Origin of the sequence: Paraburkholderia sp. EB58, assembly GCF_050436665.1 — a bacterium.
In the GTDB taxonomy this organism is placed as follows: Bacteria; Pseudomonadota; Gammaproteobacteria; order Burkholderiales; family Burkholderiaceae; genus Paraburkholderia.
In genome coordinates, this window is sequence record NZ_JBNDMQ010000036.1 from 26,631 (window position 1) to 52,724 (window position 26,094).

General features: G+C 58.8%; 21 protein-coding genes and 3 pseudogenes. 20 read left to right on the plus strand and 4 right to left on the minus strand.

Features of this window, described 5'->3' with window-relative positions:
• Window positions 1-303 precede the first annotated feature (303 nt).
• The 11 genes from P3T40_RS35765 (at window position 304) to P3T40_RS35815 (ending at window position 14,555) form a co-directional block, all read left to right on the plus strand.
• Window positions 304-639: an ATP-binding protein gene (locus P3T40_RS35765; RefSeq protein ID WP_429272473.1), complete on the plus strand. Its 336-nt coding sequence runs from the start codon at window positions 304-306 to the stop codon at window positions 637-639.
• The gene (locus P3T40_RS35770) at window positions 636-1,385 is read left to right on the plus strand and encodes an SDR family NAD(P)-dependent oxidoreductase (RefSeq protein ID WP_429272421.1); all 750 of its coding nucleotides are present in this window, start codon (window positions 636-638) and stop codon (window positions 1,383-1,385) included. Before P3T40_RS35765 ends, P3T40_RS35770 begins: the two co-directional genes overlap by 4 nt.
• Before the next feature lie 1,094 nt (window positions 1,386-2,479).
• Window positions 2,480-3,397, plus strand: coding sequence for a haloalkane dehalogenase (locus tag P3T40_RS35775; protein WP_429272422.1), 918 nt, complete (start codon window positions 2,480-2,482; stop codon window positions 3,395-3,397).
• 28 nt (window positions 3,398-3,425) lie between these two features.
• The gene (locus P3T40_RS35780; RefSeq protein WP_429272423.1) at window positions 3,426-6,443 is read left to right on the plus strand and encodes an FAD-binding and (Fe-S)-binding domain-containing protein; all 3,018 of its coding nucleotides are present in this window, start codon (window positions 3,426-3,428) and stop codon (window positions 6,441-6,443) included.
• A 46-nt stretch (window positions 6,444-6,489) separates the two neighbouring features.
• Window positions 6,490-7,431, plus strand: a complete 942-nt coding sequence (locus P3T40_RS35785; RefSeq protein ID WP_429272474.1) for a dihydrodipicolinate synthase family protein — start codon at window positions 6,490-6,492, stop codon at window positions 7,429-7,431.
• Between the two features lie 273 nt (window positions 7,432-7,704).
• Window positions 7,705-8,844, plus strand: coding sequence for an MFS transporter (locus P3T40_RS35790; protein WP_429272475.1), 1,140 nt, complete (start codon window positions 7,705-7,707; stop codon window positions 8,842-8,844).
• Between the two features lie 119 nt (window positions 8,845-8,963).
• Window positions 8,964-10,208 (plus strand): FAD binding domain-containing protein, encoded by a 1,245-nt coding sequence (locus P3T40_RS35795; protein ID WP_429272424.1) that lies wholly within the window; start codon window positions 8,964-8,966, stop codon window positions 10,206-10,208.
• Window positions 10,209-10,268: 60 nt separating this feature from the next.
• The gene (locus P3T40_RS35800) at window positions 10,269-11,534 is read left to right on the plus strand and encodes an LVIVD repeat-containing protein (RefSeq protein WP_429272425.1); all 1,266 of its coding nucleotides are present in this window, start codon (window positions 10,269-10,271) and stop codon (window positions 11,532-11,534) included.
• The gene (locus tag P3T40_RS35805) at window positions 11,525-12,514 is read left to right on the plus strand and encodes a Gfo/Idh/MocA family protein (protein WP_429272426.1); all 990 of its coding nucleotides are present in this window, start codon (window positions 11,525-11,527) and stop codon (window positions 12,512-12,514) included. Before P3T40_RS35800 ends, P3T40_RS35805 begins: the two co-directional genes overlap by 10 nt.
• 61 nt (window positions 12,515-12,575) lie before the next feature.
• Window positions 12,576-13,595, plus strand: a complete 1,020-nt coding sequence (locus P3T40_RS35810; RefSeq protein WP_429272427.1) for a porin — start codon at window positions 12,576-12,578, stop codon at window positions 13,593-13,595.
• Window positions 13,596-13,871: 276 nt separating this feature from the next.
• Window positions 13,872-14,555, plus strand: coding sequence for a gamma-glutamylcyclotransferase (locus tag P3T40_RS35815; RefSeq protein WP_429272428.1), 684 nt, complete (start codon window positions 13,872-13,874; stop codon window positions 14,553-14,555).
• Window positions 14,556-14,615: 60 nt separating this feature from the next.
• Here P3T40_RS35815 and P3T40_RS35820 read toward each other — a convergent pair whose 3' ends face one another.
• Window positions 14,616-14,879: a hypothetical protein gene (locus P3T40_RS35820; RefSeq protein ID WP_429272479.1), complete on the minus strand. Its 264-nt coding sequence runs from the start codon at window positions 14,877-14,879 to the stop codon at window positions 14,616-14,618.
• Between P3T40_RS35820 and P3T40_RS35825 the strand changes: the two are divergent.
• A pseudogene (locus tag P3T40_RS35825) lies at window positions 14,860-15,295 on the plus strand (LLM class flavin-dependent oxidoreductase); the annotation flags it as partial. The gene P3T40_RS35820 and the pseudogene P3T40_RS35825 overlap by 20 nt on opposite strands.
• Before the next feature lie 120 nt (window positions 15,296-15,415).
• Window positions 15,416-16,426: a LysR family transcriptional regulator gene (locus P3T40_RS35830; RefSeq protein ID WP_429272429.1), complete on the plus strand. Its 1,011-nt coding sequence runs from the start codon at window positions 15,416-15,418 to the stop codon at window positions 16,424-16,426.
• Between the two features lie 130 nt (window positions 16,427-16,556).
• Here P3T40_RS35830 and gcvH read toward each other — a convergent pair.
• Window positions 16,557-16,938 (minus strand): annotated as a pseudogene (gene gcvH, locus P3T40_RS35835) (glycine cleavage system protein GcvH).
• A 243-nt stretch (window positions 16,939-17,181) separates the two neighbouring features.
• Between gcvH and P3T40_RS35840 the strand changes: the two are divergent.
• Window positions 17,182-17,772: a substrate binding domain-containing protein gene (locus P3T40_RS35840; protein WP_429272430.1), complete on the plus strand. Its 591-nt coding sequence runs from the start codon at window positions 17,182-17,184 to the stop codon at window positions 17,770-17,772.
• 187 nt (window positions 17,773-17,959) lie between these two features.
• On the opposite strand, the gene P3T40_RS35845 is transcribed toward P3T40_RS35840, so the two are convergent.
• Window positions 17,960-18,775: an alpha/beta fold hydrolase gene (locus P3T40_RS35845; RefSeq protein ID WP_429272431.1), complete on the minus strand. Its 816-nt coding sequence runs from the start codon at window positions 18,773-18,775 to the stop codon at window positions 17,960-17,962.
• Between the two features lie 127 nt (window positions 18,776-18,902).
• A complete protein-coding gene (locus P3T40_RS35850) occupies window positions 18,903-19,445 on the minus strand; it encodes a 2,4'-dihydroxyacetophenone dioxygenase family protein (protein WP_429272432.1) in 543 nt (180 codons plus the stop codon).
• Window positions 19,446-19,700: 255 nt separating this feature from the next.
• On the opposite strand from P3T40_RS35850, the gene P3T40_RS35855 reads away from it, so the two are divergent.
• The 6 genes and pseudogenes from P3T40_RS35855 to P3T40_RS35880 all read left to right on the plus strand — a co-directional run bounded on the left by P3T40_RS35855 (window position 19,701) and on the right by P3T40_RS35880 (window position 26,053).
• Complete coding sequence (locus tag P3T40_RS35855; RefSeq protein ID WP_429272433.1) at window positions 19,701-20,339, plus strand: glutathione S-transferase family protein; 639 nt, start codon at window positions 19,701-19,703, stop codon at window positions 20,337-20,339.
• Between the two features lie 168 nt (window positions 20,340-20,507).
• Window positions 20,508-21,473, plus strand: a complete 966-nt coding sequence (locus tag P3T40_RS35860; protein ID WP_429272434.1) for a D-2-hydroxyacid dehydrogenase family protein — start codon at window positions 20,508-20,510, stop codon at window positions 21,471-21,473.
• 297 nt (window positions 21,474-21,770) lie between these two features.
• Window positions 21,771-23,319: pseudogene (locus tag P3T40_RS35865) on the plus strand (FAD-dependent oxidoreductase); the annotation flags it as partial.
• Between the two features lie 56 nt (window positions 23,320-23,375).
• Window positions 23,376-24,293 carry a LysR family transcriptional regulator gene (locus tag P3T40_RS35870; protein WP_429272435.1) on the plus strand — a complete coding sequence of 306 codons (918 nt, stop codon included), beginning with the start codon at window positions 23,376-23,378 and terminating at the stop codon, window positions 24,291-24,293.
• Window positions 24,294-24,816: 523 nt separating this feature from the next.
• Window positions 24,817-25,056 (plus strand): DUF3331 domain-containing protein, encoded by a 240-nt coding sequence (locus P3T40_RS35875; RefSeq protein ID WP_429272476.1) that lies wholly within the window; start codon window positions 24,817-24,819, stop codon window positions 25,054-25,056.
• A gap of 145 nt (window positions 25,057-25,201) precedes the next feature.
• Window positions 25,202-26,053, plus strand: a complete 852-nt coding sequence (locus tag P3T40_RS35880) for a hypothetical protein (protein WP_429272436.1) — start codon at window positions 25,202-25,204, stop codon at window positions 26,051-26,053.
• Window positions 26,054-26,094: the final 41 nt, after the last annotated feature.

Consider the following 26,094-nt stretch of genomic DNA (forward strand, 5'->3'; position numbering starts at 1 on the left):
CGGCAAGCGCGCGGCTGAAATCGTCCGGCGTGTTCGCACGCTTACCAAGCGGGACACGCCTCAGAAAACGCGCCTCGGTCTCAACGAGGTCGTCACCGAAGTCGCGTCTCCGGTGCAGCATCAGGTCCTGACTCATCGGTTACGTTGGCGCGTCAAATTCACCTTCGGGTTGCCCTTGGTCGCCGATCGAATCGAGCTTCAGCAGGTGATCCTGACTCTCGTGATAAACGGCATCCAGGCAATCGATGAAGCCCATGACGAGCTACGCGAACTATTGATCGAGGCACGACAGTACGAGGACGGATGGGTGCCCGTCGCTGTACACAGGATTCCGGACCCGGCATCAAAGCGGAGAACGTCAGCCGCCTGTGCGACCCTTTCTTCACCACCAAGTCCGATGGCACGGGCATGGGACTCCCGATCTGCCGTTCCATCATCGAAGCCCACGGAGGACGGGTGTGGCGTCCAGTCACGCAGCGCGTGGCGCGGTCTTTCAGTGCAGCCTGCCCGCCCTCGGCGAGAGTGGCCTCACCGAGCCAATTCCCTCCAGGAATTATTGATATTTCGACGGGATATCTTCTGCCAGCCCATACCGCATGCAATCCTTTGCTCCATCGTTCACGGAGCAAACCATCATGAATAGATTGCTTGACAAGACTGCAGTTATTACTGGCGGAAACAGCGGCATCGGCCTGGCAACGGCCAGACGATTCGTCGACGAAGGCGCGCACGTCTTCATCGTCGGCCGACGACAGGCAGAGCTCGATCAGGCTACCGCCCAGATAGGCAAGAAAGTCACGGCCGTAAAGGCGGACGTCACCAAACTCGAGGATCTCGACCGCCTGTATTCAATCGTCCGGGAAAAGAGTGGACAGATTGACGTTCTGTTCGCCAATTCCGGATCGATCGAACACAAGACACTCGAACAGATTACGCCGGAACACTACGACAGGACGTTCGATGTCAACGTGCGAGGTTTGATTTTCACCGTGCAGAAAGCGCTTCCCCTGCTGCGCGAAGGTAGTAGCGTTATTCTCACCAGTTCGATCGCCGGTATATTGGGGCTTGAGGCACACGATACCTACAGCGCAGCCAAGGCAGCGGTCCGCTCCCTGGCCAGAACCTGGACGGTCGAGCTAAAGGGACGAGGTATTCGAGTCAACGCCATTAGTCCGGGGGCAATCGACACACCCATCATCGAAAGCCAGGTAACCACGCCGGCGGAGGCGGATGCGTTGCGTGCCAAATTTGCCTCAGTGACACCTCTGGGCCGTGTGGGGCGCCCCGAGGAAGTGGCGGCTGCCGTACTCTTCCTGGCGTCGGAAGACAGTAGCTACGTGACGGGCACAGAGCTATTCGTGGATGGCGGGTTCGCGCAGGTCTGACACATTCAGGACGCTTCAATAAAGCTGATCAGCCGACGGCCAGGGCACGGGCGACGGCTGACGGCTCTGACATTCCCTGAGAAGGATTAACGGGTGCATCCAGCACATCCACGGGCTTAACCGCCCCAGGATGGCGAACGGTCAAATGGTTCGACACCGAGCGGACATGAGGCACAGCCGCGGCAGTGGTTCCTGCGAGCGCGACCTGTGAGTTGTCGGGGTGCCGTTCCGAGAAGCGATACCGCGCCCCCTTTCGCGATTGCCCTGACATTGCTGACCGACAACCCCTTGATTCGCACCAACGCCCTTCTCACGGCGTAGGCCGTCTGACGGTTCTGTGCCCTCACAGTCGCCTTTGGCAAGGTCATCGCGGGAATACTGGCAGGCGCAGTACTAGTCTGTGCAAATGTGCTCCCCCGAAAAGGACTGCGAAGGCCGCCAGGATCGGCAACATCTTGTCAAACTTCATGTTCATGCCTCACGTTGGAAATAATCGAGGAATGGCGCTATCGAAAGCGGCCGCGCAGCGAACAGGGCAATCGAATCTTAGTGAACGCCTATTGCCCCAGCAACGATACATAGGTATCGAAACAACAATCTTTTGATAGGTCGAGGCAGGTAGTTCATTCCGACTGGACATAACAGGTATTCCCTGCGCACGCCTACCCGTCGGCTACACCAATGAATAGCATCAAAATGCGCAGGTTGAACTATCAAGCGACATCGCTCATTGCGCTGCAAGTCAGCAGCGGGCACGGCGGGCGGGTCACGCTCTCACGCCGAGGTCTTCATTCATAAACCTCATGCAAAGGCCGACCAAAATGCGTTTGAAGTCGCTCCTGCTCCCACGCAGACTACGGGTACGGTCAGTGCGAACCGGTTTGGAATGCCGAGTTCCCCGGTGCAGTGGCAGCACTTCATGGGGCATGAAGTACAGACCGCCCTGCGAGTACACATGCGTTTCGTGAAGGACATCATTGGTAGATCGCGAGCAGGAACTCGGGCTACCGACGCGCGCGACAAGTCGTTGCACCACGAAACATAGCTGACCTGCCAGACGCCAGGGTAGGTCTGCGTCGATAAGGAGACTTGAAATGCAAAAAGAAATATCTGCGGACTTCCCGTTCGATCTAAAGAGAGCTCGCGTGCGCGACGCTGAAATGGCCTATGTCGACGTCGGCGAAGGAGATCCGATCATCTTTCTGCACGGCAACCCCACATCGTCCTACACGTGGCGAAACGTCATTCCACACGTACAGCAGCTCGGACGATGCCTTGCGCCCGACCTGATTGGCATGGGTGAGTCAAGTCCGTCGCCGACCTACTCCTACACATTCGCAGACCATGCGAACTATCTCGATGCGTGGTTCGACCAGCTAAGCCTGCGCACAAAAGCCATCCTGGTGGTTCAGGACTGGGGGGCAGCGCTCGGGTTCGATCGTGCGGTTCGCTTCCCCCACTCGGTATCTGGCATCGTCTACATGGAAGCAATGGTTCGCCCGAGGCTGTGGACGGACATGCCGCCGGAGCGCCAGGCGATGTTCAAACGGCTGCGCGGCGAAGAAGGAGAAAGGATGTGTCTCGAGGACAACTTCTTCGTGGAGAAGATGTTGTTCGAATACGGCGTCATTCGCGAGCTGACCTCTCGCGAGAAGGAAGTCTATCTGAAGCCATTCCGAGAACCAGGCGTATCGCGTCTGCCGACGCTTGTGTGGCCCCGGCAAATCCCGTTTGACGGCGATCCGCCGGACACCTACGCACGAGTCAAACGATACAGCGACTGGCTCACACAAAGCGTCCATTTACCCAAGCTCTTCATCAATGCCGAGGAAGGACACGGAACCGCGGGCGCGGCGCGGGAATTTTGCCGTACATGGCCCAACCAGCGCGAGATCTCTCTGCGCGCGAAACATTATTTGCCCGAGGACTGCCCGCATGAAATTGGAGAGGCGGTGGCCCAGTTCGTGACGCGCATTCGTGATGCGGCCCGGTCCGCGCCCACGGCATCGTAACGTCGAAGTAAGGGCGAAACGTCTCATCATGTCGACAATTCAATCTGCGCAACCTCATGTGACTGGCTACGGCCAGTCGACCTCCGGGAGCAATGGGTCACGAGATCCATGGGCCAAGCTCCGTGACGAACTGCTTACCGCCCTGGGTGCGTCAGTACACTTCGGCGCGGGTCACCTGGCCGTCTACGCGTCCGACGCTTCCAACTACCGACAAGTGCCGTTGGCGGTGGTCATCCCAAGGTCGATCGACGAACTGATCAAAGGAATTGAGGTATGTCAGCGCTACAACGCACCTGTTCTGATGCGAGGTGCTGGAACGTCGATGAGCGGGCAAAGCGTCAACACGGCAGTCGTGTTCGACGTGTCCGCCCACTGTTCGAGCATTCTCGATCTGGATCCCTCCTCACGCACGGCGCTTCTGGAGCCCGGCGTGATCTGCGATCAGCTTCGCGACGCTGCCGAACAGCACGGACTCACCTTTGCACCGGATCCGTCGACGCATAGCCGGTGCACGCTAGGTGGGATGATCGCAAATAATTCCTGCGGTCCACACTCTGTGATGGCCGGGAAAACGCTTGAAAACATCGAAGAAATAGAAGTTCTGACGTACGACGGGGCACGCTTCTGGGTGGGACCAACCCGTGAGGACGAACTCGAGCGCATCATCGCAGAAGGCGGACGAAAGGGAGAAATCTACGCTGGCCTGCGGGCGCTTCGTGACAGGTATGCCCACCTCATCCGCAGCCGGTTTCCGGACATCAAGCGTCGCGTCTCGGGCTATAACCTGGATCAGTTGCTGCCTGAAAACGGCTTCAATGTCGCCCGTGCGCTTGTGGGAACCGAAGGCACCTGCGCGCTGACGCTTCGCGCCCGTGTCCGTCTGGTTCATAGTCCCGCGCATCGCGTTGTTCTAGCGCTGGGATTTCCCGACATCTATACGGCAGCCGACGCGGTACCAGAATTTCTGCAGTGCTCACCGCTGGCGATTGAAGGCCTCGACCGTCAAATTATCCGGGGACTCGAAGCACGAAACCTTGCAGCCGCCGAGATTGCGATGTTGCCCGAGGGCGATGCGTGGGTTCTCATGGAATTCGGTGGCGAAAGCCCGCAAGAGGCGGCTGGCAACGCGGACCGCGCAGCAGCGAGGATTCTGAATCGAACCCGCGGGCCCGTTCCGACCAGCAAACTCCTTGTGAGCCGCGAAGACCAACGGCGGATCTGGTCGATCCGCGAGAATGGCGCATCCAGTACACAACTGTCGATCAACCCGGGGGAGCCGGATCCCAAAGTCGGCTGGGAAGATGCGGCCGTGGATCCGCATCGACTCGGCGACTATCTGCGTGCTTTTCAGGCCCTGGTCGATCGTTACGGTTACAAGACCTCGCTGTTCGGGCATTTCGGCGATGGGTGTGTCCACGCCCGCATCACCTTCGACCTGAGTGATGCACAAGGGGTACTTGGCTACCGGCAGTTCGCGCGGGAAGCCGCGCAGCTCGTGGTCGATTACGGCGGCTCGTTGTCGGGCGAACACGGCGATGGCCAGGCAAAAGGCGAATTGCTTCCAATCATGTTCGGCGACGAGCTGATGGAGGCGATGCGTACCTTCAAGAAGATCTGGGACCCGCAGGGCCGCATGAATCCCGGAAAAGTTGTGGATGCGCGCGGTCTCGACGAAGACCTGCGTATGGGCCCGGCCTACAAGGTCGTGAACTTTTCGACCAGGCTTCAGTTCAGGAGCCAGGAAGGAAATGGCTTCCAGCGAGCGGTAGAGCGTTGTGTCGGGATGGGACGTTGTCGTGCCGAGAAGGGAAACACAATGTGCCCCAGCTATCGGGCGACGCACGACGAGCGCTTTTCGACTCGAGGTCGCTCCAGAGTCCTGTGGGAGATGTTGCAGGGAGATCTGATCGAAGACGGCTGGCAAAGCGAGCCGGTGAAAGAAGCATTGGATACCTGTCTCGCGTGTAAAGGATGCCGGAGCGACTGTCCGACTCATACGGACATGGCCTCGTACAAGGCCGAGTTTCTCTCGCACTATTACGAACGCCGCAGGCGTCCTCGTCAGGCGCTATCGATGGGCCGCATCGGAGACTGGGCACCTCTGGCCGCTCGCTTGCCGGGTCTCGCGAATGCACTGACGCAAACGCCAGTCATTTCGTCAGTTGCAAAGCGAATCGCCGGTGTTGCTGCGGGAAGGACGCTGCCGCGATTTGCGCCGCAAACGCATAGCAAAATTCACAGAAGTCGTCCCGCCAATCCTTTGCGATCGTTGAAGAAGGTGATCCTTTGGGTAGATACCTTCTGCGAGCACTTTCATCCGGAAATAGCCAATGACGCGGTCGACATCCTGGCGATCGCTGGCTTTGACGCGCAGTTGCCCTCGCGGCGCCTCTGTTGCGGCCGGCCGCTCTACGACTTTGGTTACCTCGACGCGGCCCGCGAGCGTTTGCAGACGATTCTCGATACCCTGTCTCCCGTGTTTGAAGGAGACGATGCCGCGATCGCGCTCGTCGGGCTGGAGCCCGGATGCATGTCGGTGTTCAAGGACGAACTGCTAAAAATGTTCCCGGATGATCCGCGGGCGAAGGTCCTCTCGGACAACGCCTTCCTGCTGGGCGACTTTCTCAACGTGAGCGGGTACCGACCGCCCCGTTTTGACGCCGAGGTCATCGTTCATGCGCACTGCCACCAGAAGTCCCTCTTCGGCGTGACGGGTGAAAAGGCCATTCTTGCCGCGATGGGCGTTAAGGCGACGTGGCTCGATAGCGGGTGCTGCGGGATGGCGGGTTCATTTGGCTTTGATCCAAAGCACGAGGAGATCTCTGCGAACGTGGGCGAGCTCGTGCTGTTGCCCGCTGTGCGGCAGGCCCCAAAACAGGCGTTCATTCTGACGAACGGCTTCAGTTGCCGGGAGCAAATCCACCAGAAGACCGGTCGCCAGGTCGTGCATTTCGCTGAGCTTCTAAAAATCGCGCATGAGCGTGCAAAAGCCCGGTCGGACGACGAACATGCTGTGGCCGCGGAAGCGTCAGCGGGAAGTGCATAGAACCGAGCCGGCAACCGATACGTACCGACCATTCAAGGAGTGCATTGTGACATCTGCCCTAACGCCTCATCTTCACCCGCCCATTCGCGGCGTACTCGCTCCCGTCGTGACTCCGTTCGGATACGACCTTGAAGTGGACACCCAGGCGTTCATTGAGCACTGCAGGTGGCTTGTGGACGCCGGCGCAGGTCTGGCCGTGTTTGGAACCAATTCAGAAGCCGCCTCGCTGTCGCTTTCCGAACGCATGTCCCTGCTCGACACATCGATCGACGCGGGACTGCCCGCTGGAAGAATGATGCCGGGTACCGGCACACCGTCGCTGAAGGAGACGGTTGAGCTAACCCGTCACGCCGTCAATATAGGGGCGGCCGGTGTACTCATGCTGCCACCTTACTATTTCAAGAATCCGTCGGAGAACGGCCTGTTCGACTACTTTTCCCGGGTCATCGACCTGGTTTCGGACTCGCGCCTACGGATCTATCTCTACCACATCCCTCAGTTCACCCAGGTTCCGATTACCCTGCCACTCATCGAACGTCTGATCAGGCGCTATCCGGGCATTGTTCGTGGCGCAAAGGATTCCTCAGGAGACTGGGCGAACACCGAGGCCATGATTCGCAGCTTCGGGGCGGATGGATTTGATGTGTTTCCCGCCAGTGAAGCGTTCCTGGCTCGATCGACGGAGATCGGCGGTGCCGGGTGTATCAGCGCAACGGCGAATATGAACCCGCGCGGCCTCGTCGAGCTATACACCGCGCTGATTTCGGGTGAACCAACGAATACGTTGTCCGCCGCATTGGCTATCCGCGAAATCTTTATGTCGGTGCCAATGATTCCCGCCATGAAATACGTGATGTCGAAAGTCACTAACACGCCCTCGTGGTCGGTCGTACGACCACCCCTGACTTCGCTCCCAGACGAGTTCGGCCTGGACCTGATGAAACGGCTAAGCGACGTTCGGTTTGTTATGCATGGCATGAATTCGTAGCGATCAGCCCTGCCCCACCACCGTGGGACAGGGGCCACCGATCCCTATTTCCGCTCCGTAATAACACGAAGCCTGCGGTGCGCCGTACAGAGGTAAGCCGGCGCGATGACAGGCAAAAAAACGAAGCCGTCGGGATCTGCACGAGGATTCAATGAGGAGACACGTATGAACAGTTTGGAGAGTTACGCAGCGCAGCCCCCCGCATTGGGTTCGGACAGAAAGTTGACGAAGACTTCCCTCGTTCTCGTCATGGTGTTGCTCGGCATTTCGTACATGTTTAACGCGATGGACCGTCAGGTGTTTCCCGCGCTGCTCGGCGGAATTCGGGAGACCTACGGCTTGACCCTGGCTCAATCAGGATTCGCCAGCACCGTATTTACCGTCAATGTCGCCATTTTCGGGGCGGTCAGCGGGTGGTTCCTTGCACGCTTCAAGCGCCGATCGATTCTCGTCGGCGGTCTGATCGGTTACTCGCTCTTTACGCTTGCCACGCCGTTCGCCCAGGGATTCATCAGCCTGTCGGTCTATCGTGCTTTCACAGGTGTTGGAGAAGCGCTGCAGATTGCAACGATCTTTTGCTGCATAGGGAGTTATTTCGGCCGGACCCGCGGCGCAGCGATGGGCATCATGCAGGCGTTTTTCGGCTTGGGGGCGTTGGTGGGTCCGATTGCGGGCACACGTCTGGGTGCGTCGTTTGGATCGTGGCAGATGCCGATGTATATCTTCGGCGCCGCCGGCATTCTCATTGCCGTCGCGGCCTTGCTCCTCATTCCAGCCGATTTTATCGAGGCCGTCGAGCCGGGTAGCGGTAGCACCGGCGCGTTTCGGACGACGCGTGAAGACGTTCCCCGACTGCTCAATCGAAACGTTATCCTGGGTTCAGTCTCGTTCGCGCTAGTCGGCCTGGCTTTTTTTTCGTACTCGGGACTCTACGCCACGTTCCTTCGCGAGCATTTGCGCTATTCGCCGATAGCAGCGGGCTCTGCGCTGGGGATGTACGGACTGGGTGCAATGGGCGCGGTCGCCGGCGGCTGGGCAGGCGACCGGCTCGGGAAAAAGGGCGTCTTTGCTGGTCTTGCAGTTCTCGCAGCCGTGAGTTTCGCCCTCTTCAATGGTGCTTCACGGCCGCTCACGCACGAGGTTCTCTCCTTCGTATTCGGTCTGATGGTCAGCGGTTTTTTCTATGCCCGCTTCGTCTCCATCATTCAGCGCAGTGCCCACCCCGCAAACATTGGATACGCCGTATCCGCAGCAATGGCCGGATTCTACATAAGCGGGCCGTTCGCAGGATTTCTGTTTGGGAAGCTCGCGGAAACTTGGGGGTGGTCTATCGCCGCCAACGTGATGGTGTTTGCGCCCCCGTGTGCCGCCATTGTGCTCATGAGCTTCTTTGATTTCACCCGGCTCCGTTGAGTACGGAGAAAACGGAGCTGGCCGTGCCCGGCTGCCTTAGCCACCAGGTTTCAATCGGACATTCCGGAAGAGCCGAAAGAACGCTGTTATCAAAACCGCTTTTGTTGTGAGGTAGAGCAATGAATCAATATCACAATCCGTCGCCCCGGCGACGCGCGCTGGTCATCGGCGCTTCCCTGGCTGGACTCTTTGCGACCGCATTGTTGCGCAAGGCGGGCTGGTCCGTCGAGGTTTTCGAGCGCTCCGACGTGGAACTGTTCGGACGGGGCGCGGGCATCACGGTGCAGCCGGAACTCCACGAGGCGCTCGTGGAAAGCGGTGCGGACGTTAGCCGGCTCGGTGTCGAGATCACCGACCGCATCGCGATCGACCAGCAGGATCGCGTCATCGAGCGGCTGACCTATCCCCAGATCGTGACATCGTGGGACAAGCTCCATCATTTGATGCGAACGATGATCCCGGGCGAGCATCACCATCTGGGTTGCAACCTGCAATCCGTCGAACAATCGTCGACAGGGGTAACGGCCCACTTCACCAACGGGCGTGTAGAGAAAGCCGATCTGCTCATCGCGGCGGACGGTTACCGCTCGACGGTGCGCGAAATATATATGCCGGAAATCCAGCCGATTTACGCCGGCTATGTGATCTGGCGCGGCGTCGCGGACGAGAGCGCCATGCCGGAGTCCGCAAAAGACACGATCTTCGACAAGTTCGCGTTCTTTTTGCCGCCGAACAACAAGATTATCGGGTACCCGATTCCTGGCCAGGATCACGCACTTGAGGCGGGGCGTCGGCGCTACAACTGGGTCTGGTACCGACCGGTCGACAAGGACACGCTCGAGACCATGCTGGTGGACGAAAGCGGCGCTTACTATCCGATTTCGATTTCGCCTCATAAGGTTCGCCAGGATCTGATCAACGAGATCAAGCGCGCAGCCAAAGACCACCTTCCGCCTTCGTTTAGTGACACGCTGACGGCCATTCCCCGCCCCTTCTTCACGCCGATCTACGACCACTTCTCTCCGAAGATGGTGTTCGGCCGGGTCGTGCTGATTGGCGACGCCGCTTCCGTTGGCAGACCGCACATTGGGATGGGCGTCGCCAAAGGCGCGTCGGACGCGCAGGCACTTGCCAATGTTTTGCGTGACGCGTCGGTGTCGCTCGACCAGGCACTGGCGACGTTCGAGAAGGACCGTCTGGACGTCGGTCTAAAGGCGGTGGAACGGGGTCGTGCGCTCGGTGAGTATCTGCTGTTGCCACACCACTCTGATAACACCCCACGCAACGCGCACTGGCAAGAGTTTCACAGTGTCCACGGCATTCTTAAGAACACGGCTTCGTCCGACTTCCTCAAACCGCTTTGATGGTTGGCCGCACTGAAATCCCGGCGACGCCGGACATGAAACGCAACTAGAGAGATTGAGATGTCTACTTCCGACCTTCCAGTCCCGGACTTTTCGAAGAACATGCGCATCATTGGTCATTCGGACCAGGGTGGCCGCCCTGACGGCGTACAGCTTATGGTCCATCGTGGCTATGCTTACGTCGGCCATATGTTCTCAAAAGGATTCAGCATCGTTGACGTACGGGATCCCACGAAACCGACGCCGGTCAACTATGTACCGGCCAAGCCTGACACCTGGAATATCCACCTGCAGACGCACGACGATCTGCTGCTCGTGATAAACGCCAAGGACATGTTCGCCGCGACCGAGTTTCAGGACGAGCGCGCGTACTATAGCGGCGCGCTCGGTCAGAAGGTAGGCACGGCCAGCAAGTCGAGCACTGGCCGTCATTGGCGCGCCGGACTAGCCGTTTACGACATCTCAAAGGGAGACGCTCCCCGCGAAATCGGCTTTATGCCGGTGGAAGGCGGCGGCATTCACCGCGTGTGGTACACGGGAGGCCGCTGGGCCTACGCATCGGCGCTGCTTGATGGATACACGGACTATATCTTCATCACCATCGATATGTCCGACCCACGCAACCCGAAGGAAGCCGGCAGATTCTGGTTGCCCGGCATGCATGTCGCCGGTGGAGAAGTGCCTTCCTGGGACGGCTCGAGACGGAACGGCCTGCACCATCCGATCGTTCACGGCGATACGGCGTATTGCGCCTGGCGGGATGCCGGGATGGTCATCCTGGACGTGGCGGATCGATCCGCGCCGAAATTGATCACACATCAGAACTGGTCACCCCCATTCGGCGGCGGCACGCACAACTGCTTACCACTCCCCGATCGTGATCTGCTGGTCGTACTCGACGAAGCCGTGCTTGATCATCAGGAAGATGGTGAGAAGTTTGTCTGGATGTTCGACGTCCGTGAGAAGCGCAATCCGGTGAGCATCTCGACATTTCCGACCCCGGCCGAGTCCGACTACAAATCGAAGGCCGGACACTTCGGGCCTCACAACTTGCACGAGAATCGTCCGGGGTCGTTTGTCAGCTCGAACATTATCTTCGCAACCTATCAGAACGCAGGTGTACGTGCGTTTGATGTGCGCGATCCATATCGACCAGTCGAGATCGCCGCGTGGGTGCCACCAGCGCCGACACGTCTGATGGACCGGCGTCCAGATCGTCCGCGCGTTATCCAGTCTGCCGACGTGTTCGTGGATTCCAACGGCATCGTCTATTCGACCGACTACAACGGCGGTCTCTACATTCTGGAGATCGAGTCGTGGCAATAAACGCAGCGATTGTCGGGCTCGGGTGGTGGGGAAAGCACCTGATGCGCCAAATGGCCGGGTCCGATGTGCTCCGGTTTGCTGCTGCGGTTGGTAGCCGAGACGCTCATCGGGCAGCGGCCGACGCGTATGGCGTGCCATTCACAACAGACTTCGAGAGCGTATTAAACGACGATGGCATTCAGATGGTGGTGCTGACTACACCCCATGCCTTGCACGCCCAACAGGTCATGAAGGCTGCCGCGCGGGGAAAGCACATCTTCTGCGAGAAGCCGCTGGCGCTCACCGTCGACGATGCGATCAAGTGTGCCGCGGCGTGCGAAAAGGCCGGCGTTCGACTCGGACTCGGGCATGAGCGTCGCTTTGAAACCGCGATGGTGGAGATCCGCGGGCTGATCAAGCGTGGCGAACTGGGGACGGTCCTGCACGCCGAAGGAAGTTTCAGCCATGACAAGCTGGCTAACGTGCCAACTGAGAACTGGCGATTTACTGGCACTGATCTGGCTCCGCTGCCGATGACCGCTACGGGCGTTCACCTGACGGATCTTATGCTCGATATGCTCGGTGACGTCTCCGAGGTGTACGCCGCGTCACCACGTCGTGAGGACGGCGCGGTGAGTAAGGCTCTCTCGCTGCATCTGCGCTTCTCCAGTGGAGTAACAGGGTACGTCAGTTCAATACTGGAAACGCCGTTTTACATGCGATTCGCCGTCTTCGGAACCGCTGGTTGGGCAGAGGTTCGAAACCTGGCGCATCCCGATGCCGGCGGTTCAAGCATCACGACTATCCGCACGACGAACGGTACCGAAAAAACCATCGTGCATGATTGGAACGATTCGGTGAGAGCGAATCTGGAAAGCTTCTGCCGCGCTGTGGCTGACGACGCACCGTATCAGATTTCTATCGACCAGATGATTCGGAACGTTGCAGTCACGGCGGCCGCCGCGGAATCGCTAAGGAGCGCTCGCCCGATTCAGTTGTAGAGCTGGTAACGACAACAAATATGTTGTCAATTTAAATATAAATACATTTGGAGACTCGTTGATGAACATGCCAGGTTATTTCAGGTATGCCGCAATGGCATTGGCGTTTTCTGCCCTCTCACCCCCCGCGGCTAACGCGCAGTCGTCGGTTGAGATGTACGGGGTAATTGACGCTGTAGTCGGTAGTTTCAAAGGCAGCGGGGATCCGGCCGCAACGGTCGGGCTGCTGAACGGGGGGCAGACAACCTCATTCTATGGAATGCGCGGGACTGAAGATCTCGGCGGTGGCTACAAGGCTGATTTCGAAATAGAGGGGTACGTTCTCGTCAATACCGGGCAGGCAGGCCGCTTTACCGGCGATACAACGTATTCCAGAAACGCCTACGTCGATCTCTCGAGTCCCTACGGAACCTTGCGTTTTGGGCGTATCGTCACCACGTTGTTCTATATTACGTCACGGACAAACCCGTTGCCGGGATCCTATCGCTTCAGCCCATTGCAAACTCAGACATGGATCGCCGATTACGGCCGCAATATATTGGGTGACACGGGTTGGGACAGCTCTATCCTCTACGAGTCTCCGTCGATTTACGGTTTCAAGTTTTCCGCAACGGAAACAGCGCCAGGCACTGGCGCACATAACCAGTCGGCGGCAGTGGAATATACCCATGGGCCGCTCTACCTGGCCGCCCTGGTTCAGCGAGTGAAATACGGACTCGGCATTACCCCGGCCGTTAATCGTCAGGATACCTATTTTTTTGGTGGATCATACAACCTCGACTTTGTGAAATTCTATGCGTCCTACGCCCACAACGCCGATTCCAACAACGGTGCAATTGACAACACCTATCAGGGTGGCGTGTCCATTCCATTCGGCAGCCTGGCGTTGAGCATGGCCTATTCGAGGACGAATACGCCAATAGGGGGAGGCACGCCTGAGCACTACCGCAATACCGCCGGCGTGACACTTGACTACGCCCTGTCCAAACAAACGGACGTATACGCAAGCTACCTTTACGACAAGCTAAGTACGGCTGGAACCGCTAACAGCTTCGGTGCCGGGATCCGGCATGCATTCTAGGAAAATATGCCTGATGGGAATAACCTCTATGCGTGCCCCATCCCTACACACCATCGACCGATTAGTCGACCATTCCAATGTGGCTTGCGCCTATCGCGGCAATCAACCAACCATCGCACGGAGCACTAGCGTAACAACGAGCGGGTACGTGGTCCCGCTTGTTCTATCGTCTTGAGCGTTTGGGTCGCTTTTGCGTTTCGCCCACTCCACTGACCCGCTGCCGCATCGGGTCACACCTGACTTTGACCCTTGTCGCCCCATCTGAATGAGTGCACCGTGACAGACCGAACGATGATCAGCTCGGGCCAATACCTCGAGTATTTCAAATCCATTCCAGAACACGTACGCTGGACTCCTGCCCAGATTGAGCAATCTATGCGCGACACCCTGGATGCCCGTACGGACACCGGTGACCTATGGATCTTCGGCTACGGGTCATTAATATGGAATCCTGTTTGTCAGTTCGAGACGCAACATAAAGCGATCCTGGAAGGATGGCATCGGAGTTTTTGCCTCAAAACGATTGCTGGACGCTCGAGCCCGCGCTTGCCCGGGAGGATGCTGTCATTGGAGCCTGGCGGAAGAACCGAAGGCGTCGCGCTGCGATTACCCGCCTACGCACTTGAAGACGAATTGCCGCTTTTATGGATCCGCGAAATGCCGACGGGGGCGTATCGACCGACCTGGAAGCCGATAGCGATGGAAGATGGCACCTGTCCCACGGCATTGATATTTGTTGCCGATCAGAATCACCCTCTCTATGAGCCCAACGCCTCTGTTGCTTCAGTAGCGGCGTTCGTCGCGTCCGCCTACGGCCCCCTCGGAACGAACGCCGAGTACCTTTTCAAACTCAAGGAATCGCTGGCCGCCTGGAAGCTTGCCGATAGCTACGTGGACAACCTGGTTGACGCTGTCGCCCGGTGTCAAGCCGAATTTGCAGAGCTCGGCTGCATCCGGTAACCCTGCTTGAGAATCGGTCTCGCGCGCGAGAACGCGGAATTCCCTGGCGGGCGCGTCGCATCACGCGACGTCGCGCTGATCCGAATCGTCGGCAATCCCGAGTTCGTTCAGCGAGTATTCGATGAACGCCCGAACCTTCAGCGCCAACGCACGCGCCGCTCGATAGAGCAGATGAATCGAACGCTCAGGCGTCGAGAAATCTTCGAGAACCCTGACGACCGCTACATGAACGGGCGATTGCCCGCCTACGAGTGGGCGTCCAGCGACGCGAATCCGCCGGTTCACGCATGCATGCGCAACATGGCCTGATGCCCCGAAATTCACGCTATTGCCTCGCGGTACCCGCGAAATTCCCATGCTCGCTGTGGGCTCCGGCGGACAAAGCGTTGACTGGATCGCACGCAACGCGATCGGCTGGATGACCTACCATCGTGACCCGGATGTGCAGCGGTCGCGCCATTCGATGTGGCTCGCCGCTGTCAATCGGCTCCCTACTCCTGCACTCCGGGCCTTCGATGTGGCGATGCAGCTCGAATTGACTGCACATGCCGAGACGCCGGCCACAGCGCTTCCACTTGGCTATTCGACCGGCCGGCATGCGGCTAGTGCGCTCGCTACAGGACAGGCGCGCGGCCGGTACGCAACACGTCAGTCCGAACCTCAGCTCCGAACGCCCGGTGCGTGACGTGCTCGAAGAAATCGCAGCACGTGTGTTACCTGAGTTTCACGAAAGCGCTTGAGGTCGACGATACCTCGGTGCGCGCCTATGCGTTGGTGGAATAAATGATATCTACGATTCGCCGGTAGCCAATATCCAGCCATGATCGTACAGTCGAATCCAGCAATCGAAGGACATTGTCATGGACAGACTAAACGCGATGCAGGTTTTCACGAAGGTCGTGGATCTGAATAGCTTCTCGAGAGCGGCGGAAGCGCTCGACCTGCCGAATGGGTCGGTCTCGACCACGGTTCAGGCACTTGAGTCCCACCTCAAGGTGCGCTTGCTCAACCGGACAACCCGACGCATCAGTCTGACGCCCGACGGTGCCGCCTATTACGAACGCTGCATCCGGATTCTCGCGGAGGTCGAAGCAGCCGAGAATTCACTGATCTCCACCGGCAACACGCCCACCGGCAAGCTGCGCGTTGACATGTCTGGCTCGCTGGGCCGGTCGATCGTGGTTCCCGCTCTTCCTGACTTTCAGGCGCGATATCCAGGCATCGAGCTCATGCTCGGCCTTGGAGATAAGGATGTGGATCTCGTTCGGGAAGGCGTCGATTGCGTCGTTCGAATCGGAGAACTGCCCGACTCTTCACTCGTCGCGCGCCGGCTCGGCTCGCTCGAAATGGTCACCGTTGCCAGCCCGAGCTACCTGCGCCAGCATGGTACGCCGTCCACTATTCGCGATCTCAATAGACATATTGCCGTCAACTACCTGTCGAGCAGAACCCGAAGTTTCATCAGTATGCATTTCGTGGTTGAGGGCAAGCGCACCGAGGTAAGGATGCGCTCCAGTCTCGCGACCAATGAAGCCGACGGGTACGTTGGTTGTGCGGCGATGGGGCTCGGGATCATTCAGATCCCTCTGTTTCTTGTCCATTCGCGTCTCGCACAAGGGGATCTCGTCGAGATTCTTCCGGATTCCCGCCCCGCACCGCTGCCCATCTCCGTGGTCTATCCCCACTATCGACACCTGTCGCCGCAAGTCCGTACTTTCGTCGAGTGGATTGCTGAACGCTTCGAACAAAGCCCGCTGTTAAATCGCCTCGACCCTGCATCTGCGCCTCGCATATCGACGGGCGATCGTGTCGAGCCGACTTCCGGCAAAGCGGAAATAGTAGACGCGGGCATCATGGAAGCGATCGTCTGACCCTTTTGATTTGAAGGCATCACTCGCATTCTTCAGCCTCTGCGACCCGGCGACCCGCACGAAGGCCTCAACAGCTGAAAGATCCACTCGTTCCTCCTACTGCAGGCGCGCGTAGCGCTCAATGAGGCACCTACTCTCCCACTGATTCGCTGTAGGCCCCGGCTGTCATCGGCCCTTCGACGTCACTTGGGTTTTTCGGCGCGAGCCTGAACAGCCATATTCCGTACGGATCGGTATTCACCTTGCCCGTCTCGTCAATCGCCTCCGCATTGGATGCGACAACCTGCCCCGACACCGGCGCATGAATCTCTGATGCCGCCTTGACCGACTCGACAGTCGCGACCGCCTCTCCTGGCGAGATTACCTTGCCCCGCCTCGGGCAGTTCGAAGCTCACGATATCGTCAATCGATTCCTGGGCATGTTCGGTAATTCCTACGGTCAGCGTTCCGTCGGATTCCACGCGAACCCATTCATGCGTTTCGGCGTACTTGAGGTTGTCGGGCAGGTTCATCGTAGCGTCTCCTGGCGGGTAAAACCGTTGAATGTCGGCTCATTCTATACAGCACCGGACAGACGCCAGGAATATTCATTTCTGTCGTGACTGACAGTCAACAAACGTCACGTCGGACACGCCCCGGATGCATCGAAACAAGATGGCTGGCCTGGAAATGGGATTGTCGATCTGCCGCTTGATCGTGGATCCGCGGGTTCGCGCGTCGAGCGACGCCGGACGCCGATACGCGTCGTGACGTTTATGCGATTGCACCTCATGCCCGCGCTCAATGGGTTTCTCGACACGTACCCGGATCTTGCACTTGATATAGTTCTGGACGATCGCAATGTCGACCTGCTCGAGGAGGGGCGTCGACGTCGGCTTGCGGATCGGAACGCACGACGCTTTAAATATGCCGGCACGCAAGCTCGGGGAGGCACCTCGGTAGTCGTCGGCTCCCCCGCCTACTTCGAGCGTGCCGGCATCCCTTGCACGCCGGACGAATTGAGCTGTCGTCAATTCATCAACTATAGCCAGCAAGGTGGTGGACGCGTCTGGACGTTTCGACGAGACGATACCGACTCGTCCGTTTCCCTTCATGGCCGGCTGTCGGTAAGTGCGCTTGAAGCGGTACGCGAAACAGTTCTTGCAGGTATGGGTATAGCGGTCGCGCCACGTTTGATGTTTTTTCTTGAACTGAAGAGTGGTCAGGTCTGGACCCTACTGCCGGACTGGCTCCTCCCCCATGCGAGCTATGGGCGGTCATTCCCGCAGGCCGGACGACAAGAAGAAAGACGTGTGCTTTCATCACCTTTGTACAGGAAACACTCGGACAGTCAAATGTTTCGGTAGCGGCGCCACAGCCATGCAGCAGCTATTTTTCGACGCCTATCCATGAGGCACTGCCATGAGGCTCCGACTCTGCCACGCCGCTCATGCGGGTTCCGGGTGCCAGCCGGCTACCCCTTTTTTGCCAATCGAATGAGTCAAAGAGCGAAAGAGCCGGCAAGCGATCTCTCTCCTTGCCGGCCGCGCTGCATCAGGCGAAGAACCCGGCCAGCGCACGAGCCACAGCCGCCGCGTCATTTTCCATTGGAATGTGTCCAGCCTTCGGAATCCGGACGAGTTGCGTGTTCGGAATCTCCTTGGCGAACTTCTCCGCGTACCCGACAAGCTGGAAGCTGTCGTCTTCGCCCCAAACGAGTAGCTTTGGCGTCTTTGACGCACGAAGGCGCGGCAACAGATCCATTGTATAACGGCTGTCCGCCGCGCCGGCAAGGGCCACCCAGGACCGTGCTACGCGCGGATCGGTCCACGGCTCGAGATACTCCTCCACTTCGCTTTCCGTTGCCGGGCGCGCCAATGCCGTGAGCACGGACTTGCGACGAGCGGCGAGGACGTCGCCCGTGGTCGTTGCAGCCGCGACCGCCGGGTCTCGGAACCGGGCAACGCCAGGCACGGGCCACGAATCGAACATGACTGCGTTGACGAGTGCGAATTTGCTGACCGCAATCTTCCCATCCACCAGAACCTGCTGTGCGATACCCCCGCCGATGTCGTGCCCGGCGAGCCCCACAGGCCCCTCAATACGCAGCGCAGCGAGAAACTGCGGCAGCCAACCCGCCAGGGCGGGGATCGAGGCATTTTCAACAGTCAGCTCGCCGCCGGAACGGCCAAATCCGGGGAAATCCACAGCGATGGGACGTAGGCCGGCGCCAACCAGTCCGTCGAGCACCGGTTGCCATACCCGGCTCCAATAAGTGCCGTGCAGCAGCAACAAAACAGGCCCAGTCTGGTCCCCTGCAGTAAGGTAGCTAACCGGTACGCCAGCTACGTCGACGGTTCGTCGTTCCATGGTGATTTTCCTCGATTGTCAGCGGCGGCGCCCAGGCGACTCGCTGCTGCCGGCCGCCGACCTGCTTTCGGTATGTCCTCGTCCGCGCCCCCGGAAGTCCCAAGGGCTCGCACGTCAATGAATTGTCCTAGCGAATAAACTGCTTGACGTAGTCAGCGCCCAGCCCAATTTCTTCGTAATGCTTGCGAGCTGCTTCGATTTTCGTGAATACGTCTTCATATCCCACCGCTACGCCTTGCGGATCGACGTACGTGTAGCCCCCGGTAACGTGGAACCACGTGATCATCTCTTCGACGTCCTCTGGCACGTACAGCGTATGGGTTTCGCCTGCCGGCTCGTGTGCATAGCCGCCCTGCTCCGCGACCCAGTCATGCTCCAGGTAGTACCATCGCCCCCTCAGAACGATCGCATGGACAGGCCCGGTGTGGCGGTGCCGCGAAAGCACGCCAGACTGCCGAACCCGGAGGAGATTGACGTAATAACCTTGGCTTGCGCTGAGAAGCAGTGGTTTGAACGACACAGTACCGGTCATGGGTACCCACAGGTTATCGTCCTCCAGCCATTTGTCGAGGATCCCCAGATGCACGAGGTCGTGTGACATGTCTACCGGTTGCGGCAGCTGATAGGGAATCGCCTGCTCATCAGGCGTTCTTGCGGTTGCGCTGGTCATGCTCGAAATCTCCAAAGAAATACAGTGCATCGGACACTGCGGTCAGGCTGACAAGCCGATGATGCGCGCGGCGTCACGCTAGCGGAAGATGCTGTGAGTACATAACACTCATTCCCGCCAGGCATACAGCGCTCGACGCCGCCGCGACGCCCTATTCCCCTCTGGAATTTTAGTTATGCATTAGCGAGGTCTACCCCCATCCCAGCGCTGCAAGCACGATCTGACGATCCGTTACTCTTACCTTCCTAAACAATCATGATCGAAGTCTTTGCATTTTCTACTCCCAACAGCGTTCGTGTTCCGGTTGCGCTGGAAGAGATGGGCATCGCATACGAACTGAAACCCGTCAACGTCCGCAAAGGCGAGCAGAAGGACGCGAGCTTCCTGTCGCTCAACGCAAACGGCAAGGTTCCGGTACTCGTTGACCCTGACGGCCCCGATGGAGATCGCTTCGTCTTGACCGAGTCGACCGCCATCCTGATCTATCTTGCGGAGAAGTCGGGAAAGCTGCTCCCGGCCAAGGGCAGCACTCGTGCCCGGGTGTTTGAACAGCTTTCGTTTCAAATCTCCGGAATTGGTCCTGCGTTTGGCCAGTTAGGCTATTTTCTCAAGCAGGCGCCCGAGCCCGTACCGTCGGCGGTCGCTCGCTTCAGCGCGGAAGCGCAACGCGTAATGAAGGTATTTGACGGTGTTTTGGCGCGTTCTGAGTTTGCGGCTGGAGATGAATTCACAATCGCCGACGTTTCTCACTTCGGTTGGTTGTGGAGACGGCAGTTTGCGGACATCGAATTGCAGGCGTTCCCTAACGTACTAAGATGGTATAACACCATGGCAGCGCGCCCAGCTGTGGAGAAGGCCGTTGCACGGGTCACCGCGCTGGTGCCTGCGGCGTAACAACCGAGCCGCCCTCTCTTTGTCATACACGTCAAGAATGACGTCATTGTCAAACACCCTTTCGGAGCGAGCTGAACAGGAGCGCTTCTGCAAAAGTGAAGCAGATCGCCTCCTACCCGATTGCGCCGCTTCGTTTCAAACTTGCGGGGCAAAACAAGAGTGAACAACATGAACACGAATTCCCATGTCAAAGTAGCCATCCTCGACGACTATCAAAACGTATCGCTTAGCATCGCAGACTGGTCACCGCTGGATGGACGTGCAAGCATCAGTGTATTCAACGATCACCTCGCCGATACCGACGCCGTAATCAATCGGTTGAAGCCATTCGACGTCGTATGTGTGATGCGCGAGCGCACGCCGTTACCGCGCGTGGTCCTCGAGAAACTACCGAACCTTAAGCTCATTGCTTCAACCGGCCTCGCGAATGCATCGATCGACGAGGACGCTGCCGCCGCTCTGGGTGTCGCCGTTCTTCACACGGGCTATTCGTCCACCCCGACAATCGAATTTACGTGGGCGCTGATCCTGTCGATGGCACGAAACATTCCGCAAGAGCATCAGTCTCTGCGTAGCGGCGGATGGCAGCGCTCAGTAGGCGAGGAACTGGCAGGTAAGACACTTGGCCTTTTGGGCCTGGGGCGGGTCGGATCCGCGGTCGGCCTGATCGGCCGGGCATTCGGCATGAAGGTCGTCGCATGGAGCCAAAATCTCACACCAGCGGTGGCCGCGGAACACGGCGTTCAGTGCGTCACGAAAGACGAGTTGTTTTCGACGTCCGATTTCCTGTCCATTCACGTCCGGCTCAGTCCTCGCACTCATCATCTCGTCGGTGCCGCCGAGTTCGCGAAGATGAAGCCGACGAGTCGGCTGATCAACACCTCCCGAGGTGCGATAGTCGACGGCGCGGCACTCCTCGAAGCACTCAGGACAAACCGGATTGCCGGCGCGGGGCTGGACGTATACGACGTCGAGCCGCTTGAAAACCCGCACCCGCTGCGCGAACTTTCCAATCTACTCGCCACGCCGCATATCGGCTATGTGTCCAAGGAGTTATACCGAACGTTCTACGGCGACACGGTCAAAAACATCGTTCACTGGTTGAACGAAGCCGGTCGAACAGCGCAGATATAGCTGTTATAGGTCGGAAGCGGATCAGGCGATCGTCACGCTTCGTTCAAGCTGCTCTACTGTCGAGTTCATCATGGTCGATGGCCTGCCGTCCGAGCTTGGCGCCTGGCCGCTCGTCCTGGCTTCGCACCCCTGGAAGAAAATCCAGGGGTAAGATGAGCATCTCTGGTTGGCCAAGACCCGCCGCGACGCGGACCACCATGACTAGCGACTCCGATTTGACCAGCGGTGCATCGCCTCGCAATGATGCTGTCGATTCGAGCGGACTCTCGGGTGACTCGAGAAACGCTACGTCACTGTTCCGCAGGCGACTATCTGTACCGCGTAGGAAGCGTGAGTCCCGGCATCCCTGTTCGTGTTCCTGTCGGGGACGGTTCGCGTCGTCGGCCGCGATGGCCTGGGGCGCGAGCGCGTGGTGCGCGCGAGCATGCAGCGCGGTGAATTCAGTTCCGACATCGGCCAGTTGTCCGGCAAGCCCGCTCTCGTCGACGCACGTGTAATCGAGGATGTCGAAGCGCTCGTGCTTCCTGCGGAAGGTCTGCGGGCATTGATGGTGGCCGAGGCTGAACTCGCTGAACGACTCACGCGTGCCCTGATCTTGCGGCGCGTAGCGCCCATCGAACGCGGCGATGGGCCCGTCCTCGTTGGCGCAAGTGACAATCCTCGCCTCGTGTCGCTGCGCAATTTCCTGCGACGAAACGGCCATCCGCATGTCGCACTTGATGCCTCGCAGGATGCGGAAGCCGTCGCGCTGATCGCACGGCTCGCGCCGAAGCCCGACGATTTTCCTCTGGTGATATGTCCCAACGGTGCCTTGCTGCGCAATCCCGATGAACTGCAACTGGCCTCGTGCCTCGGGTTGTTGCCTGAGTTCGACCCTGAGCATGTCTACGATCTGGTCATTGTCGGTGCCGGTCCTGCCGGGCTTGCAGCGGCCGTATATGCGGCATCCGAAGGCCTTTCCGTGGCCGCTCTGGATTGTCGTGCGCCAGGTGGCCAGGCCGGCACCAGCTCACGCATCGAAAACTATCTCGGGTTTCCCACCGGCATTTCGGGCCAGGCGCTGGCCGGGCGCGCCTTCCACCAGGCCCAGAAGTTCGGGGCCCATATCGGGATTCCGTGTGAAGTCAAAACGCTGCATTGCAGCAGGCATCCCCTCTCAGTCGAACTCGCCGACAACCGTCACATCATGACGCGCTTCGTCGTCATCGCCAGCGGCGCTGAATACCGACGGCCACCTTTCGAGGGACTAGAGCGATTCGAAGGCCGTGGGGCCTATTACTGGGCGTCGCCAATCGAGGCGAGGCTGTGCCGCAATGAGCCAGTACTGCTGGTTGGCGGCGGCAATTCGGCCGGCCAGGGTGCGGTATTTCTCGCCTCACACGCCGCGCATGTCCATCTGTTCATCCGCGCCGCCAGCCTCGACCAGAGCATGTCGCGATACCTGATCGAACGCGTCACCTCATTGCCAAACGTAACCCTTCATCCGCGCGTAGAAATTATCGCGCTCGAGGGCAGCGAGCGACTCGAACAGGTCCGCTATCGCTGCCGCATCCAGGATACCCAAGCAACGATTCAGTCAGGTCACCTTTTCCTGCTTACCGGTGCTGATCCCAATACGGACTGGCTTCGTTCATGCGGCGTTTCGCTAGACCGCAAGGGGTTTGTCCTGACTGGAACCGATATCGAAGATGGGGGCATCCGATCGCTTCCGCTGCAAACCAGCGTCGATGGCGTATTCGCAATCGGTGACGCTCGTGCCGGCTCGGTCAAACGGGTCGCCGCAGCCGTAGGCGAAGGTGCGGCCGTTGTGGCACAAATCCACCGGTTTCTCAGCGCTGAACGGTAAACTATGACGGCGGACGCAACGGGTGCGTCTAATATTGGCCCCGCCTGGAGGGTGCAGTGGACCGGCTAACAGCGATGGAAACCTTTGTATGCGTCGTGGAGTCGGGTTCCTTTTCGGCTGCTGCGCGAATTTTAAATGTAGGGCAGCCAGCCGTATCAAAGACCATCGCACTGCTCGAAGAACGACTCTCGGTGCGCCTGTTGCTGCGCTCGACGCGCGGTTTAATGCCAACTGAGGCGGGTCAGGCATTTTTCGCACGGGCAAAGCGCGCGATCGAAGAAGCAGAAGAAGCGGAGATTGCTGCCCGCGGTGCTGGCAGCAATCTCTCGGGACGCTTGCGCGTGTGCGCCGCCGTTACGTTTGCTCGGCTACACATCGTGCCTGCCATCGGACGGTTTCTCGAAGAACATCCTGATCTCAACGTCGACATGGTTCTGGACGACCGCAATGTCGATCTGCTCGAAGAAGGCATCGACATCGCATTGCGCATGGGACGACTCGAGGACTCGAGCATGACCGCACGCAAGATAGGTGAAGTCCCACGTCTTGTGGTGGGCACTCCCGCCTACTTCAAACGCGCCGGAATCCCCGCTTCCCCGGCGGACCTGTCTTCCCATCAAGCAATCGTATATAACCAGCGAGGTGGCGGCGGCACGTGGACTTTTCGACGCGAAAGCTCGGAAGTTGCCGTCGCCGTATCTGGACGCGTTGCCACCACCGCCGCCGAAGGAATCCGAGCGGCGGTTCTGGCCGATCTCGGTTTAGCCGTGGTATCCGAATGGATGTTTTCCCCGGAACTGAAAAGCGGCGAAGTCTGCTCGGTGCTCAACGACTGGCGGTTGCCACCCATTGAGCTTTGGGCCGTGTTCCCTAGCGGCCGCATGGTAAACGCCAAAACACGCGCATTCCTCAACTTCCTCACAGATATCCTGGACTTCCGCGCAGATCCCGTAGACACGGACGATCACCCATAAGGGTGCGCAACTTCACCGCGAACGCTCCGTTGGCAGCGACTAACCAGACGGTTTGTCAGCCTCGTCATCTATACGTTTGTATAAAACAATTACGCCAAGTAAGACGGAGCGTAACCGACCGTACAATGATGTTCCCACCGCGCAAAGACTAGTCTTCAGACAAGGCCTGCGACGCAGACATCCGTTCTCAGCGGGCCGTGACGCTCCGCCGTCTCCTTTCAAGATAAAGTCTCACTTCCGCCCGTAACCTGATTGATCAGGATAGCAAAATGGCGTTGAATACGACGGCCCCGCCGACCCCGGAAATGGTCAGTGATAGCCTCGCGCGTTCGATCCCCGATGCGATTGCGGTTCGGTCTCGGGACGCGTGGTCGCAAATTCTCGCCACACGGAGTGAATACTCTTCTGCCTCCATGGATTTGATGATGCCGTACATTTCCCCCGGTGCCCGCACGCAGCGTTCAAGCTGGCCAGTGGGCCGCCCCGAAGGTGCGCCAAGCTCAATTATCACCGTCATGAGAAGCTGTCCGACACCCTCGTATCACTTTCCTGGCACGATTCGACGCTATGCAATTATGAAGAACAGGTGTGGGCATGCGGCCACGCCCGCTCATCGGGACGGTGTGCATTGAGCGGCAAACCTATCCGCGGCGGCGATGCGATCTACCGCCCGCGGTCCCGCGGACGAGCCGTGCCGTCGAACGGCAGAGAGATTATTCTCGCCTCAGAACTCGCGAGACTTCAGTGCTTGATAGGCTGCTAGCCGGCTTGCGGTCAGCATCGGTCAGATCCGGTAGCAGCGCTATTCCCGCAGGGGATAACTAATATGCCGCAAAGCGCATGGCGCCGCACTCCCGACGTAGATAGACTGCTTCGAACCGCAACAGACCATCTTCCAGAATGCCAACATGCAAATCCTTGTCACCAGTGCGTCCGGCGCCAACGGCGACGGATATGGTTCGCTTCTTTCTTTTTCCCTCGACGGAACACCACAAGGTACGTTTAGCGCGGATCCTCGCATCACGGACCCCCGCGGCCTGAGCGTGAGCGCGAATCGACGACTTCTCTATGTGAATAGCGGCAGCGATCGAATCCTCGCACTGGACGCCACCGGAAATGTGGTACGGGACACCGGAGAGATTCCCGGGCTCAATGCGGGAGGCGGCAACCTTGCGCCCGATGACACATACCTGGTCGGAATGCGCAGCGCGCGGACAATCGTCGCGTTTGACGCCGATCTCGCCGGTGCACCGCAAAACGTCCTGCCTGCAGGAATCGTTCCGTTTCCCCGCGGTTTTGCGTCGGCCGAAGACGGAACCATCTATCTGGCCTCGGGCATCGGTCCAGAAGGTGAAGGGGAAAATAGCATTGCAGTATTCGACGCGGAGGGCACGTCGCTAGCGTCCCGATTCATCACGGACGAATCCGTGAGTCCATTAGATCTCGCGATCGCGCCCAACGGGAACATCGTCGTATCCAGCGAGTTTCCGTTTCGCGCGCACGACGCCGTGACGAGCATTCGTGAGTATGACCGCTCGACCGGCAGCCTGGTGCGTGTATTTACCCCTCCATCCGCGATCGGCTTCCATCAACCTCGAGGATTACGGTTCGGTCCCGACGGACATCTGTATTGCGTTGCACGCGACAACGTCATGGCATTCGACTTTGGCGATGGACGCTTCCTTGATTCCGTCGTGCATATGCCACGGCTCAATGGCCAGGCGATCGTCTTCTTTCCACTTACACTACTCGCGGATTAAATTCGCCAGTCGTTGCCACGACCGGCTCGACTTCAGATCGG

Bases quoted from the DNA above. Each gene is read 5' to 3' on its own strand.
- P3T40_RS35845 (WP_429272431.1), bottom strand. From the start codon at position 18,775: ATGGAACGACGAACCGTCGACGTAGCTGGCGTACCGGTTAGCTACCTT.
- P3T40_RS35840 (WP_429272430.1), top strand. From the start codon at position 17,182: ATGCGATTGCACCTCATGCCCGCGCTCAATGGGTTTCTCGACACGTAC.
- P3T40_RS35770 (WP_429272421.1), top strand. From the start codon at position 636: ATGAATAGATTGCTTGACAAGACTGCAGTTATTACTGGCGGAAACAGC.
- P3T40_RS35780 (WP_429272423.1), top strand. From the start codon at position 3,426: ATGTCGACAATTCAATCTGCGCAACCTCATGTGACTGGCTACGGCCAG.
- P3T40_RS35850 (WP_429272432.1), bottom strand. From the start codon at position 19,445: ATGACCAGCGCAACCGCAAGAACGCCTGATGAGCAGGCGATTCCCTAT.
- P3T40_RS35860 (WP_429272434.1), top strand. From the start codon at position 20,508: ATGAACACGAATTCCCATGTCAAAGTAGCCATCCTCGACGACTATCAA.
- P3T40_RS35775 (WP_429272422.1), top strand. From the start codon at position 2,480: ATGCAAAAAGAAATATCTGCGGACTTCCCGTTCGATCTAAAGAGAGCT.
- P3T40_RS35795 (WP_429272424.1), top strand. From the start codon at position 8,964: ATGAATCAATATCACAATCCGTCGCCCCGGCGACGCGCGCTGGTCATC.
- P3T40_RS35810 (WP_429272427.1), top strand. From the start codon at position 12,576: ATGAACATGCCAGGTTATTTCAGGTATGCCGCAATGGCATTGGCGTTT.
- P3T40_RS35765 (WP_429272473.1), top strand. From the start codon at position 304: ATGGGTGCCCGTCGCTGTACACAGGATTCCGGACCCGGCATCAAAGCG.
- P3T40_RS35790 (WP_429272475.1), top strand. From the start codon at position 7,705: ATGTTTAACGCGATGGACCGTCAGGTGTTTCCCGCGCTGCTCGGCGGA.
- P3T40_RS35800 (WP_429272425.1), top strand. From the start codon at position 10,269: ATGTCTACTTCCGACCTTCCAGTCCCGGACTTTTCGAAGAACATGCGC.
- P3T40_RS35855 (WP_429272433.1), top strand. From the start codon at position 19,701: ATGATCGAAGTCTTTGCATTTTCTACTCCCAACAGCGTTCGTGTTCCG.
- P3T40_RS35880 (WP_429272436.1), top strand. From the start codon at position 25,202: ATGCAAATCCTTGTCACCAGTGCGTCCGGCGCCAACGGCGACGGATAT.
- P3T40_RS35830 (WP_429272429.1), top strand. From the start codon at position 15,416: ATGGACAGACTAAACGCGATGCAGGTTTTCACGAAGGTCGTGGATCTG.